The sequence below is a fragment of the Lysinibacillus sp. RS10 genome (genome assembly GCF_041956855.1).
Taxonomy (GTDB): Bacteria; Bacillota; Bacilli; order Bacillales_A; family Planococcaceae; genus Lysinibacillus; species Lysinibacillus xylanilyticus_A.
In genome coordinates, this window is the sequence record NZ_CP167122.1 from 1,396,742 (window position 1) to 1,411,194 (window position 14,453).

General features: G+C 38.0%; 12 protein-coding genes, 1 other RNA gene and 1 other annotated feature. Of the genes, 12 read left to right on the plus strand and 1 reads right to left on the minus strand.

Annotated features, from left to right (window positions below):
* Window positions 1-137 precede the first annotated feature (137 nt).
* Window positions 138-1,544 (plus strand): YfcC family protein, encoded by a 1,407-nt coding sequence (locus ACB089_RS07040; protein ID WP_374965807.1) that lies wholly within the window; start codon window positions 138-140, stop codon window positions 1,542-1,544.
* A 69-nt stretch (window positions 1,545-1,613) separates the two neighbouring features.
* On the opposite strand, the gene ACB089_RS07045 is transcribed toward ACB089_RS07040, so the two are convergent.
* Window positions 1,614-3,191: an N-acetylmuramoyl-L-alanine amidase gene (locus tag ACB089_RS07045; RefSeq protein ID WP_368635817.1), complete on the minus strand. Its 1,578-nt coding sequence runs from the start codon at window positions 3,189-3,191 to the stop codon at window positions 1,614-1,616.
* Between the two features lie 163 nt (window positions 3,192-3,354).
* Window positions 3,355-3,595, plus strand: a binding site (T-box leader).
* A gap of 135 nt (window positions 3,596-3,730) precedes the next feature.
* On the opposite strand from ACB089_RS07045, the gene hisS reads away from it, so the two are divergent.
* The 11 genes from hisS to ACB089_RS07100 all read left to right on the plus strand — a co-directional run bounded on the left by hisS (window position 3,731) and on the right by ACB089_RS07100 (window position 14,436).
* Window positions 3,731-4,993 (plus strand): histidine--tRNA ligase, encoded by a 1,263-nt coding sequence (gene hisS, locus ACB089_RS07050; protein WP_374965808.1) that lies wholly within the window; start codon window positions 3,731-3,733, stop codon window positions 4,991-4,993.
* A 271-nt stretch (window positions 4,994-5,264) separates the two neighbouring features.
* Complete coding sequence (gene aspS, locus ACB089_RS07055; RefSeq protein ID WP_374965809.1) at window positions 5,265-7,034, plus strand: aspartate--tRNA ligase; 1,770 nt, start codon at window positions 5,265-5,267, stop codon at window positions 7,032-7,034.
* A gap of 139 nt (window positions 7,035-7,173) precedes the next feature.
* A non-coding RNA gene (ssrS, locus tag ACB089_RS07060) (6S RNA) lies at window positions 7,174-7,373 on the plus strand.
* 283 nt (window positions 7,374-7,656) lie between these two features.
* Complete coding sequence (nagA, locus tag ACB089_RS07065) at window positions 7,657-8,814, plus strand: N-acetylglucosamine-6-phosphate deacetylase (RefSeq protein WP_374965810.1); 1,158 nt, start codon at window positions 7,657-7,659, stop codon at window positions 8,812-8,814.
* Window positions 8,815-8,845: 31 nt separating this feature from the next.
* On the plus strand, window positions 8,846-9,568 hold the full coding sequence (locus tag ACB089_RS07070; RefSeq protein WP_374967521.1) for a GntR family transcriptional regulator: 723 nt from the start codon (window positions 8,846-8,848) through the stop codon (window positions 9,566-9,568).
* The gene (locus ACB089_RS07075) at window positions 9,510-10,292 is read left to right on the plus strand and encodes a sugar isomerase domain-containing protein (protein ID WP_374965811.1); all 783 of its coding nucleotides are present in this window, start codon (window positions 9,510-9,512) and stop codon (window positions 10,290-10,292) included. The genes ACB089_RS07070 and ACB089_RS07075 overlap by 59 nt, the downstream gene beginning before the upstream one ends.
* Before the next feature lie 17 nt (window positions 10,293-10,309).
* The gene (locus tag ACB089_RS07080; protein WP_374965812.1) at window positions 10,310-10,579 is read left to right on the plus strand and encodes an HPr family phosphocarrier protein; all 270 of its coding nucleotides are present in this window, start codon (window positions 10,310-10,312) and stop codon (window positions 10,577-10,579) included.
* Window positions 10,573-12,291 carry a phosphoenolpyruvate--protein phosphotransferase gene (gene ptsP, locus ACB089_RS07085; RefSeq protein WP_374965813.1) on the plus strand — a complete coding sequence of 573 codons (1,719 nt, stop codon included), beginning with the start codon at window positions 10,573-10,575 and terminating at the stop codon, window positions 12,289-12,291. Before ACB089_RS07080 ends, ptsP begins: the two co-directional genes overlap by 7 nt.
* 42 nt (window positions 12,292-12,333) lie before the next feature.
* A complete protein-coding gene (gene eis / locus ACB089_RS07090) occupies window positions 12,334-13,509 on the plus strand; it encodes an enhanced intracellular survival protein Eis (RefSeq protein WP_374965814.1) in 1,176 nt (391 codons plus the stop codon).
* A gap of 282 nt (window positions 13,510-13,791) precedes the next feature.
* Complete coding sequence (locus ACB089_RS07095) at window positions 13,792-14,103, plus strand: PTS sugar transporter subunit IIB (RefSeq protein ID WP_374965815.1); 312 nt, start codon at window positions 13,792-13,794, stop codon at window positions 14,101-14,103.
* 12 nt (window positions 14,104-14,115) lie between these two features.
* Window positions 14,116-14,436: a PTS lactose/cellobiose transporter subunit IIA gene (locus tag ACB089_RS07100; protein WP_374965816.1), complete on the plus strand. Its 321-nt coding sequence runs from the start codon at window positions 14,116-14,118 to the stop codon at window positions 14,434-14,436.
* The last annotated feature ends 17 nt before the right edge of the window (window positions 14,437-14,453 follow it).

Sequence of the window (14,453 nt, forward strand, 5' to 3'; positions counted from 1 at the left end):
AAAGATGTATATTTTATAAATTAATAATGAGAGAGGAGACGAACTTATAATTTATTAGGTATGGAGGTAATAGGAGAAATTACATTTTTTGAAAGAAAAAGCTAATGTCTGAATTCTGAGATGAAGTGGGTGTATAGATGGAAAAAGAACAAGTTGGAACTAAGAAGAGTTGGCTTAAAGTACCTCATACATATACAATAATTTTTGCTATTATTTTTCTCGCAGGTATTGCAAGCTATATCATTCCTGCTGGTGAGTTTGACCGTGTAGAGGATGAAGAAGGACGAATGCTAGTTGTAGATGGTAGTTATCATCATATTGAAAGTGATCCCGTGTCATTTTTTGAGATGTTTACAGCCATACCTATGGGCCTTGAAAAAGGGGCTCAAATCATTTTCTACATTTTTTTAGTTAGTGGAGTGTTTGGTATTATTCGTGCCACTGGTGCAATTGAAGCAGGTGTTTATAAAGGGGTTAAAGCATTAGAGGGGCGAGAAAAATTATTAATACCATTGTCTATGATTCTATTCTCTATTGGTGGATTTACGATGGGGATGGCAGAGGAAACAATCATTTTTGTACCGATTGGTGTAGCTATTGCACGTGCAATGGGATTTGATGCTGTAACGGGGACAGCAATGATCACGCTTGGTGCTGCGAGTGGATTTTTCGGAGGTATGTTAAACCCGTTTACAGTTGGGGTTGCCCAATCTTTAGCTGAGGTACCTTTATTTTCTGGTATTGCTTTCCGTGCGGTAGTGTATATTTTTGTACTAAGTTTTGCAATTTTCTATGTGTCACGCTATGCCTTTAAAGTGAAAAAGGACCCAAAAGCAAGCGTCATTTATGACATTGAACAAAAGGCAAAAATGAATCAACCGATTGCGGATATACCTTCTTTAACAGGTAAACATAAACTAGTTTTTCTTGTTATGGCCTGCGGTATCGGATTTAATATTTATGGTGTTTTCAACTGGGGTTGGTTTTTAACACAACTAACAGCATCTTTTTTAATTATGGGGTTAATTGCGGGTTTAATAGGCGGCTTAAAACCTGGCAACATGTTCGATTCATTTATTGAAGGGGCGAAAGCGGTTACATTTGGTGCATTAATTGTTGGTTTCGCACGAGCTATTACAGTTGTACTTGAACAAGGGAAAATTATTGATACGATCGTTTATGCTGCATCAGAGACAATTGGTCATTTACCACATGCGATAAGTGCAATCGGTATGTTATTTATTCAAGCAATTTTAAATTTATTCATTTCATCTGGTAGTGGTCAAGCAGCTGCAACAATGCCAATTATGATTCCAATTACAGATTTACTAGGATTAGAGCGTCAAATTGCTGTACTAGCATTTCAATATGGTGATTCGTTAACGAACTCCATCATTCCTACTTCGTCTGCACTGATGGCGTATCTAGCAGTAGCAGGTATACCTTATGAGAAATGGATCAAATTTATTTGGAAGATGATTCTTGGCTGGTTAGTCATCGCGTGTATTGCATTAATTGTTGCAGTGGCTATAGGAATTTCTTGATAGATTTTAAGTAAAAAGCTGCGAGGAAAGTACAATTCTACTTTCCTTCGCAGCTTTTTTAGCGAAAATTTATTGGTTTTCATCAAAGTAATTCAATATCCCTTGATAGATGCCGAGAGTCGCTTGTTCTCGGAATTTTGCTGTTGTTACATTACGTTCCTCACTGGCATTACTTAAATAGCCTAGCTCAATGAGGACAGCTTTTTGACGATTTTCTCGTAGAACTAAATAATTCCCTTGTTGAGTACCACGATCTTTTAAATCAATTTTACTTGTAAGTCCATCATGGATCGCCTCTGCAAGGTCTTTTTGGTTACTGTTCATGTAATATGTGGTGAAGCCATTAATAGAGCTGTCTTCCGTTGCATCGTAATGAAGACTGATAAAAGCATCTGCCTCATACTGATGTGCAATTGAAACGCGTTTACGGAGTGCTACATATTCATCCGATTCTCTTGTCATAACAACATTTGCACCAGCTGCACTAAGCTTTGAAGCGAGTAGAGAGGCTGTTTTCAGAGTGATATCTTTCTCATCAGTTCCTCGTTGACCAGTTGTGCCGTGATCATTACCACCGTGTCCAGCATCTACGACAATAGTGAGCCCATTTAATGTGCCTTCCTTGCGTGGTTTAGAATTTTCCTTTTTTGTAGAAGTAGCAGCTTTGTTCGACGAAGAAGTAGTAACGACCCAGTTCGCCACAAATGCCGTTTTGTCTCCTACTTGTATTTCATAAAAGTCATCTTTAGCGCCTACAATAGGGTAAGTTTCACCAGCATCTACACGTTCAACAACATCAGCAGCTGTTGTAGCATCTGTCCGAAGGTTTGTCCCATTATAAATGATTGTGACAGACTCAAGCTCTGAGGAAGAAGCAGCTTGTGATGTCTTTTTTTCTACATTAGAAAAAGTACCATAAAAGCTATAAACCCAGCCTGTTGTTTTATCACTATATTGAATTTGAACCCAGTTATGTTCTTGAACTAGGACCTTAAAGGATTGTCCTTTTGAAACAGTACCTATTTTTTTTGCATTTAAATCTGGTTTTTTACGCACATTCAGTGTATCCACTAAAACTGTAAATGTTGTATCTTTGTTGACTTTTTTTGTAGATACTTCAACTTTAGGTTCATCTTCTTCAGCTTGTTTTTCAGGTAGGTCATTGATCGTAACATAGTCTGTAGATACCCAACCGACTAGCCCATTCCAATCTACTTTCGCCCATTCGCCATTTTTTTCAATAAGATTTGCTTGTTCACCTGTTGATAATTGTCCAAGAACTGCTGCAGAAATATCAGGCTCAGTACGGATATTGAGACGATCGACCTGTGAAATCACGGTTTGATCAATCGTTTGTTTAGCGTTTGTTGAAGCTGTTAGCCAGGATGCTACCCAACCTTCGTAATTACCTGCTTTTACTTGAATCCAATCGCCTTCACGACCAATAGAAGTTAACGGATCACCCTCTTCTAAAGTGGTAATGATTGGATAAGACAATCCAGGTCCCTCACGTAAATGAAGAATCGTTCCAGTTACTTTTAAATCACTGGTGTCGGCTAGTGCACTTTGAACATTGTTCATACTTGGAATCGCAATTGTTAACACTAGTACAAAGATGATTATAATATGTAAAAGTTTTGTCCTCATCAGATTCCTCCTATTCCTTGTGCTATTTTACCATGCTTTTGTAATAGATTCGTGGGAAAAAGGTAATAGAAATGGTAATTTTATCGACTGTATTGTAAAAAACACAAAAACAGTTGACATTACCTTTCGTTGTGACTAACATAAAGGGTAATCAAAAAATGATTAACCGCTTATGACCAAGCAAGTAGCGTATACCTCTATTGGAGAAGAGAGGGAAAGACCTAGGCTGCAATCTTTCCTACAAAAATGTATAACGTGAACAACACTTGAGAGGCTTTTTTCTGAAAAGTAATCTTAGTAGGAAAAAACGGAATCGGCCGTTATCCGATTAGGAGGAGGACGCATGTATTTGATGCGTCAACTAGGGTGGAACCGCGGAAGCTTATACAGCTCTCGTCCCTTGCAATATGCAAGGTGGCGAGAGCTTTTTTATTGGACAAATTTGAGCAGATTCTTGCTCAAAATGAGGTGTGTCCGTTTAAGCTGAAAAGGAAAATCCAAAAGCTCATTCATAAGCAATCTATAAAGGAGGTATTTAGATGAGTTTTAAAGTGCCACGAGGGACACAAGATATTTTGCCTGGTCAATCAGAAAAATGGCAGAAGGTAGAAGCAATCATCCGAGATATTTGTCGTGTATATCGCTACAACGAAATTCGTACACCGATTTTTGAGCAAACAGATTTATTTGCGCGTGGTGTTGGTGAAACAACAGATGTTGTTCAAAAAGAAATGTATACATTTGAGGATCGTGGTGGCCGTTCGTTAACATTACGTCCGGAGAATACAGCTGGTGTAGTTCGTGCTTATGTTGAGCACAAAATGTTCGGTGCACCTGATCAGCCTGTAAAGCTATCGTATTTAGGACCAATGTTCCGTTATGAACGTCAACAAGCTGGCCGCTACCGTCAATTTGTTCAATTTGGTGTAGAAGCGATTGGTTCAGCGGATCCAGCTATTGATGCTGAAGTAATTGCACTAGCAATGGATGTTTATGAATCAGCTGGTTTAAAGGATTTAAAATTAGTCATTAATTCACTAGGTGACAAAGAAACACGTGATACACACCGTACAGCACTACTACAACATTTTGAACCACAAATTCATGAGTTTTGTTCAGATTGTCAAAATCGTTTGCAAAAAAATCCACTGCGCATTTTAGACTGTAAGGTAGATCGCGAACATCCATTAATGAAATCCGCACCTGCGTTAACTGATTTCCTAACAGAGGAGTCAGCGGCATATTTTGCTCAAGTTAAAACGTATTTAGATACATTAGGAATTACGTATGAGGTCGATCCAAATCTTGTGAGAGGTCTTGATTATTACAATCATACGACTTTTGAAATTATGTCAACGGCTTCTGGCTTCGGAGCAATTACAACGCTTTGTGGTGGCGGTCGTTATAATGGTCTTGTTCAAGAAATCGGCGGTCCAGATGTACCAGGAATCGGTTTTGCATTAAGTATTGAGCGTTTGTTACTTGCACTTGAAGCTGAGGGTGTTGAATTAGACACTGCATCAGGACTTGATGTTTATATGATTGCTATGGGCGATGAAGCGAAGCTAAAGACAGTAGAATTAACAAGTACCTTTCGTGCAAAGGGCATTTCTGCAGAGATGGATTATTTAGATCGCAAAATGAAAGCTCAAATGAAATCTGCAGACCGTTTAGGTGCAAAATATACGATTGTTTTAGGTGAAACAGAGCTTGAAGAGCAAGCGGCTACTGTTAAACATATGGAAACAGGCGAACAACAAAAAGTCGCATTCTCAGAATTAGTAAACTACCTGTTAAAATAATAAACGAACACAAGCATCAATCGTTTAGATCAATACAGGATTATCTGTCCAAATGATTCAATTATCTACGTCATTTTGGACAGATAATTCAGCTAACAATGAACTGCTAATTTTCCTTGGCATCAATTCACTACGCTTAGTAGGAACTGTATGCTACATAAGTAAAATAAATGGTCTAACACCAAAACGTTAGGGATGACATTTTGTAAAAACGTATGTCATGTGGATAAGTTATGGTGATTAGCCAAATAAATTTTGGAGGAATCAATAAATGGCAACAAGAACACATGCTAGTAACGAGCTTTCAGAAACGTTACAAGGCGAAAAAGTCGTATTAAAAGGTTGGGTACAACGTCGCCGTGACTTAGGTGGGTTAATTTTCATTGATTTACGTGACCGTACTGGAATCACACAGGTCGTTTTTAGTCCTGATGTAGCAGAAGCACATGCTTTAGCTGATAAAGTACGTAGTGAATACGTAATTGAAGTGGAAGGGACAGTTATCCTTCGCTCAGAAGATCAAATTAACCCAAATGTACCTAACGGCAAAATTGAGGTAGAAGCAACAAAATTAATCGTTATTAATACGGCAAAAACAACACCGTTCCAAATCGAAGATCGCACGGATGTATCCGAAGATTTACGTTTAAAATATCGTTATCTTGACCTACGTCGTCCTGCTATGTTTGACACATTCAAAATGCGTTCAGATGTTACTCGTACAATTCGCAACTTCTTACAAAACGAAGGCTTTTTAGAAGTAGAGACGCCAATTTTAACAAAATCAACTCCAGAAGGTGCTCGTGACTATTTAGTACCATCACGTGTTCATGAAGGTGAATTTTATGCATTACCACAATCACCTCAGCTATTTAAACAATTATTAATGGTGGCTGGTTTCGAGAAGTACTTCCAAATCGCACGTTGCTTCCGTGATGAAGACTTACGAGCTGACCGTCAGCCAGAGTTTACACAAGTTGATATTGAAACAAGCTTCTTAACACAAGAAGAAGTTTTAGAAATGAACGAACGCTTAATTCAAGCTGTTATGAAAGAAGTAAAAGGTATTGATATTCCTGCTCCATTCCAACGAATGAAATATCAAGAAGCGATGGATCGTTACGGTTCAGATAAACCAGACGTACGTTTCGGTTTAGAACTAGTTGCATTAAACGATATTTTTGATGGCTGCGATTTCAAAGTATTTGCTGATACAGTAGCACAAGGCAAGCAAGTAAAGAGTATTAACATTAAAGGTGCAGCCGATAAATACTCTCGTAAAGACATGGACGAACTAACAAAATTCGTTGGTATTTACGGAGCAAAAGGTCTTGCTTGGTTAAAAGTTACTGAAGAAGGCTTGAACGGTCCGATTGCAAAATTCTTTGACGACGCATTAGCTGCGGCATTAATCGAACGTATGAAAGCTGAAGTGGGCGATATTTTAGTATTCGTAGCTGATAAAGCGCCTGTTGTAGCAGCATCTCTAGGTGCACTTCGTACGAAATTAGGTCAAGATTTAGGCTTAATCGATGAATCAGAATTTGCATTCCTATGGATCACGGATTGGCCATTATTTGAGTACTCTGAGGAAGATGGCCGTTACTATGCAGCACATCACCCATTCACACGTCCTTTTGATGAAGATATTCAGTTAATGGATACTGATCCTGCAGCAGTCCGTGCACAAGCTTACGATATCGTATTAAACGGCTATGAGCTTGGTGGAGGTTCATTACGTATTTATGAGCGCGATTTACAAGAAAAAATGTTTAAATTACTTGGCTTCACAGATGAAGAAGCTAAGGAACAATTTGGTTTCTTATTAGAAGCATTTGAATATGGTGTGCCACCACATGGAGGTCTTGCATTTGGTCTTGACCGCTTCGTAATGCTACTTGCTGGTCGCACTAACTTACGTGACACAATTGCCTTTCCAAAAACAGCTAGTGCTAGCTGCTTAATGACAGAGGCACCGAGTGGAGTATCTCCTGATCAATTGAGCGAGTTAAGTCTAGCAATCAAACCATTCAGAAAATAATTAGTACTTCTAAATACCTGGATTCTCTAGCAAAAACTGTTGGGAATCTAGGTATTTTTTGCGCTTTTACAAAAAAATAGATATTTTAAAAGAAAATAGTTTGAATTATCAGAAATGTCGTGTTATTATAACATTAATACGAATCCTGAAGTGTTTGTTTAACTGCTAGCTCTACTTAACAGTTTTGACCGAACACTATAGAATCGGGAGCCTTCATTTTGTAGTCGCAAACAAGCCCCATGCGGAGCGGGACGTTTAAAACTGCAAAGCAGGCACCCCCCTGCAAATTGCGGGTTCAAAACGAATGTTTCTTGGCATTACGGCACATTCGGGATTCGTCCATACATAAAGATTAAAAGGAGCGTTTAACCGCTCCTTTTTCGCGTTTAATTTTAATAGATATAAGCTATGGAAAGCTGCGGATAGAAGAGCTGAAACGATGGTTAGGACAATCAAAGTGACGGTAGAATGTCATAGTGTTGAAGAAAAATTTTGAAAATATAAAAAAATGCTTTTTATTTTTCGAAAAGCATCATATAATTGGTATAGACAACTATACCTAATTGATTGGTAGCTTGTTAACTTATGCAAAGCTCCTCAAAAATGAATAGGGGGTGATATTTTGAAGAATACGCTTTTAATTTCCAATGTTATGATCGTCAATCATGATAAAACGCCGTCTAAAGGTGACTTATTCATTGACAATGGTAGGATTATGAAAATAGGTTATGATTTATCTGATAAGGCTGAGCATTATATAGATGGCAAAGATAAAAATTGGTTACTGCTACCTGGTTATATTGATATGCACATTCATGGCTCTGCTGGTCATGATACGATGGATGCTACGCAATTAGCTTTACATCAAATGGCACGCTCTTTAGTACAAGAAGGCGTTACAGGCTTCCTCGCTACTACCATGACGCAATCTATAGAAGCAATTGAAAGCGCTCTAACTAATGTTGCGCAATTTGAAAATAGTGATGATGAGGCAATCTTATTAGGTATACATGTAGAGGGGCCATATGTATCGAAAAAACGGGCAGGTGCTCAGCCAATAGAATACATTATTTTACCGTCTATTGAGCAATTTGTATCCTGGCAGAAAATAAGTAAGCATCGCATTAAACAAGTAACAATTGCACCAGAGGTTGAGGGAGGCTTTACGTTTATTGAAGCATTAAAGGATTTAAATGTTATTGCTTCTATTGGCCATTCTGACGCAACAATTGAGGAGGTAGATAGCTCAGTAGCATTGGGAGTAAGACAGGCTACCCATCTATATAACCAAATGAGCCCTCTCCATCATCGCAATCCGGGTGTCGTCGGTGCAGTGTTTTTAGAGGATAAGGTGAAGGTCGAAATTATCGCAGATTTCGTGCATAACCATCCTCAAGCCGTCAATCTTGCGTATCGAATTAAAGGTGCAAAGGGCATTATTTTAATTACCGATGCGATGCGGGCAAAAGGATTACAATACGGTGATTATGATTTAGGTGGTCAAACCGTTCATGTTTCTAAGGATGGAGCTTATTTATCTAATGGAGCTTTAGCTGGTAGTGTGTTAACGATGGAACAGGCAGTAAAAAATATCAAGGCAATCACCAATTGCTCATTGCAGGAAATTGTCGCAATGTCCTCTACGAATGCTGCTGAGCAATTACAGCTTACAACTAAAGGTCGTATTGCAAAAGGCTACGATGCAGATTTTGTAATACTTGATGAAAATTTGAATGTACAAAAAACGATTTGTCGGGGTAAAGTTGTATATGAGAAATGAAAGTAAAGAGGCGATAAGGATGGTGCAAGACTTGTTAGATAAAAATTCTCATATACCAATCTATATACAAATAGAAGAGATTATTAAACAACGTATTTTTTTAGAAGAATACAAAATCGGTGAAAATATACCTTCTGAGCGAGAGCTTTCTATACAGTTTGATGTTAGTAGAATGACTGTTCGTCAATCAATCACAAATTTAGTCAATAGCGGATTACTGTATCGTGAAAAAGGGCGAGGCACATATGTAGCTAATCCAAAATTAGAGCAACCACTAAAAGGATTAACAAGTTTCACAGAGGATATGCGAGCTAGAGGGATGGAACCGAGCAGTAAAGTTCTGCGCTTTGAGAAAATCGTACCACCTGTCGATGTTGCAGGAGATTTAATGTTAGAGCCGGGCGAAGAGGTATTTTTTGTTGTACGAATTCGTAATGCAGATGCCAAACCAATGGCAATCGAAAGAACATATATACCAGTAAAAATATATCCTGAATTAGATGAAAAGAAGATAATCGGATCATTATATGCTTTAATCGAAGCAAAATCCCATCAAAAAATTGGAAATGCTATTCAGCAAATGGAGGCAGCAATTGTTTCAAAAGAAGATAGTAAATTTTTGCAAATTAATCATGCTGCACCAGTGTTAATTATTAAACGTACTAGTTTCTTATCAGATGGAGTCCCGTTTGAGCTTGTACGAAGTACTTATCGAGCTGATCGATACAAATTCATTAGTGAAATTAAAAGGTGATCTTATGGATGCATATTTTTTAGAAATTCAAAAGCTAATGCAGGTCGTGAAGGAGCAAGAATATGCCCAAATAAAAGAAGCCGCTCAAGTAATTGTCCAAAGGCTACATCGTGGAGGAATTGTTCAATTATTTGGTTGTGGCCATTCTCATCTTTTAGCACAGGACGCATTTTATCGTGCGGGAGGGCTTGTACCTGTACGTCCAATAATTATTGAACCTTTAACTTTACATGCAGGAGCAATGACATCATCTGAAAACGAGAAGGACTCGACTATAATCGAACGGTATAAAGATCAATTTGATTTTCGTGAAAATGATGTTTGCATTGTTATTTCGACATCTGGTAGAAATCAAGCCCCTATAGATGTAGCATTTTTAGCGAAAGAATCAGGGGTATTTGTTATGTCTTTACAATCTCTTGCTTATCGTGAACAGCCGACACGTCATCAAAGTGGACAGCGCTTAGAGGGTGTAGTAGATATAGTTATCGATACGCATATACCAGTAGGAGATGGTTTGCTGCATCATAATGAAATACAGTATGCACCATCCTCTACAGTTATCGGTTCATTTATTTTAAATGCATTAATCAGTGAAATCATTGAGAACATGGCTTTTTCTGACGAAATATTACCAGTTTTTAAAAGTAATAATGTTGACTCTGATTTGTCTCATAACGAGGCTATGATTACCAATTATCAACATCGTATTAACTTTAAATAACATGCGGAGGGATATCGATGAAGAAAATGTTTAACATAACTGCGCCAGAGGGACTACATGCTAGACCGGCAGCGTTACTGGTAACGGCTGTAACACCGTTTGAGTGTGATGTTCAGTTAACGTATAAAGAGAAATCGGTTAATTTAAAATCAATTATGGGCGTTATGGCACTAGGAATAGCACCTGGAATTATTGTAGAAATTTCAGCAGAGGGACCTGATGCGGAGAAGCTTTTTCAAACAGTAACAGAAGTAATTGTTTCTAAAGGGATTGGTGAAGAATGCTAGAAATACAAGGAATTGCAGTGTCTCAGGGCATTGCCTTTGCAAATGCGTATTGTTTAAAGGAACCTGATCTATCTTATGAAGAGATAAAGGTTGCTGATGTAGATGCTGAACTAGAAAGATTCAAAGTAGCAGTTATGAAAACGAAAGCGGAACTCCAAGAAATCTATGAGATAGCTCAGCAGAAATTTGGTGCTGAAAAGGCGGCTATTTTTGCGGCACATTTATTAGTGCTAGAGGATCCTGAAATGTTAGCGTCTATTGAAGCAAAAATTCAATCAGGGGTGAATGCTGAATTTGCATTAGATGAAGTATCGAATATGTTCATTGCTTTGTTTAAAGGGTTAGATAACGTCTATATGCAGGAGCGAGTTGCAGATATTCGAGATGTGTCTACACGAGTGTTAGCCCATTTGTTAGGGGTTGAAATGGTAGATATGAATCTTTTAACCTCTGATGTTATTATCGTTGCTAAAGATTTAACACCGTCCATGACTGCGATGCTAGATACAAAGTATGTAAAGGGGTTTATAACGGATATTGGTGGCAAAACATCTCATTCTGCTATTCTCGCACGAACATTAGAGATTCCAGCGGTAGTCGGGACGAAAAATGCCACGGTAGATATTCAACATGGAGTACCAATTATTTTAGATGGGACAAATGGCAAGATTATTGTCAACGCTACATCGGAAGTATCTAGCTTTTATAGGCAGCAGAAACGTATACACAATGAAGAGATTGAAGAACTTCTTCAGTATCGTTCATTACCAAGTATAAGTGCGGATGGATTTTCAGTTGAAATTGCAGGGAATATAGGAAACCCTGAAGATGCAGAAATGGTCATTAATGCTGGTGGAGATGGTATCGGCCTGTTTCGTACGGAGTTTTTATATATGGAACGACAGGAGCTACCTACTGAGGAGGAGCAGTTTCAAGCATATAAAAGCGTACTTGAGAAAATGCAAGGCAAGCCAACGATTGTTCGGACATTAGATATAGGCGGTGATAAAAATCTACCGTATTTAAAGCTTGCTGATGAGATGAACCCTTTTCTTGGCTATCGAGCGATTCGCATTAGTTTAACGCAACAAGAAATGTTTCGTGTACAGCTTCGAGCATTACTAAAAGCAAGCGCTTACGGCAATTTAAAAATTATGTTTCCGATGATTGCTATATTGGACGAATTTAAAATGGCGAAGGCAATATTGCTTGAAGAAAAACAAAGTTTGACAAGTGATGGGTATCTTATATCTGAAACGTTAGAAGTAGGAATGATGATTGAAATTCCGTCGGCAGCCATCATTGCAGATTTATTTGCAAAAGAAGTAGATTTTTTCTCAATTGGTACAAATGATTTAATCCAATACACGTTAGCAGCGGATCGCATGAACGAAAATGTTTCTTATTTATATCAACCGTACCATCCTGCTGTCTTAAGACTTATAAAAAATGTCATCGATGTGGCACATCATCAAGGAAAATGGGTAGGTATGTGTGGTGAAATGGCAGCAGATGAAATAGCGTTACCGATTTTACTAGGATTTGGATTAAATGAGTTTTCCATGAGTGCTTCCTCTATTTTAAAGACTCGTGCACATATCGCAAAGCTCTCCAAACAACAGCTAATGCCACATAATGAACGCATTTTACAGCTATCCACAGCCTCAGAGGTCGAGGAATATGTTAAAAATAATCTATTAGGTCTATCTTGAATTGAGTGAATATTCAGTGCTGAAGAAGGGGTGATCCTGCATATGGAAATAAAAATAATCCCACCGAAAGATTATCTACAGGTACATCAATTAAGAGATTATTGTTTTCCTAATAAGTATACGGGTGCACGGCGCGATGATTTTCACCATTGGGTTGAGCACAGTACGACATTAGGTGCTTACGATGAACATAAAGTAGTTGGTCAGCTATTAATATTGCCACTTAATATGACAGTCCATGGTAAAAAATATGATATGGGTGGAATTGGCTTTGTTGCAACTTATCCTGAGTATCGGCAGCAGGGTATTATCAAGAGGCTTATGATAGAGGCACTTAAGAAAATGCGAGAAAATGGACAAAGCGTTTCTGTGTTAGCACCATTTTCAGTATCCTTTTATCGTTACTTTGGCTGGGAATTGTTCTTTGAGAAGCTATATTACACCATTCCGCAAATGATGTTTCCTTCTTTCGGAAAGCATTTGGATATAGTAAAACGAATGAGTTTTGAATGGCCAGATTCTGCTCTTTTTCAGGGGATTAAGGATTTTCATAATGCACAAGCGTTCATCAATAATGGAAGTATGCTACGTGATGATGCTTGGTGGAAAAGAATAGAGAGAAGGGCGCCTGAAAGTCATTTTGCAGCATATTTTAAGTCTGATAAGATTGCAGGCTATATTCGTTATAGTGTTCTGGATGGAACGTTTGAGATTCATGATTTTATAGCTGAGGATTTACTAGCAGAACAAGCGATTTGGCGTTTTATAACGTCTCATGCGGCGAGTGTAAGTAGCATTAAGGGAGTTACTTCTAACGACCATCAATTTGGCTTCTATTTTAAAGAACCACAGTTTAAAAAGGAAGTCGTTCAGGATGTGATGGTAAGAATAGTAGATGCTTTACGGTTTATGCAACATTATCTTTGGGGAGATATTCAAGAGTCATTGTATATTCGAATTGAAGATGCGCTTTGTAGTTGGAATGATCACGTATATCAAATAAATAAAAGTGGAGATGTCTCGATAATGGAGACAAATTTTATCCCGGAGATGCATTTGTTAGTATTACCGATTAATCTTTTTTCAGCGATGATGGTTGGCTACCTTTCTGTGAAGGATGCCGTCTTGTATGCAAATATAGAACTGGCTGAAGAGGTTATTAAGCGTTGGCAATTGGCATTACCTTCGAATAAGCCAACCTTCTATGAATATTTTTAGACTTGTAAACAATTGTATGTCGATAGGTAGGTTTAGCAACTAAAATTTTTTTGAATTTTTTTCTGGACTATACCAGTTGGGTAAATCCTTTCAATAGTCTGTGGTAAAGATATAGCCCAATTTTGAAAACATTTTCTGAAGAGGGAGATGATGTAAAATATGTATTGTGGTATATACCAACAGGTGCTATTCTCAAAATAAGAAAGCGGTTTCAAAGTTAGGGGAATTACAAAATTAAAGTTTACTTGTAAGACGAACTTAATCATGAAAAGGAGTGTTTTGATGAAAAATATTATGCTTGTGTGTGTAGCTGGAATGAGTACTAGTTTATTAGTGTCTAAAATGCAAAAAGTGGCACAGGAACAAAACATTGAGGCAGATATTTATGCGATTGCTGAAAGTGAGGTTGACAAAGTATTAACTACTAAAATGGCAGATGTGCTGCTATTGGGTCCTCAAGTCCGTTACTTAAAGGGGACATTTGAAACAAAATACAAGGAAATGAATTTCCGAATTGATGTTATTAATATGGCGGATTACGGCTTGATGAATGGCGAAAATGTCTTAAAGCAGGCACTAAAGTTGATTGATTAAGGAGGGAAGGGAATGGAAGAAACAGTTTTAATGGAATCCATTATGGGATTGATTGTGCATAGTGGTAATACGAAAAGTGAGTGTATGGAGGCTATCCAGCTAGCAAAAAAAGGACAGATTCAAGAAGCAAAGGAAAAAATACAGTTAGCTAACGATGCATTGATTGAAGCACATCATTCTCAGACGGCGTTACTGTCACAAGAGGCAAGGGGAGAAAAAGTAGAAGTGTCAATGCTGTTAATTCACGCGCAGGATCATTTAATGAATGCCATTACCTTTCGCGATTTGGCAACGGAAATGATTGAATTGTATGAGCGAATCAATGGGGAGTAGCATCAAGCCTTGATGTC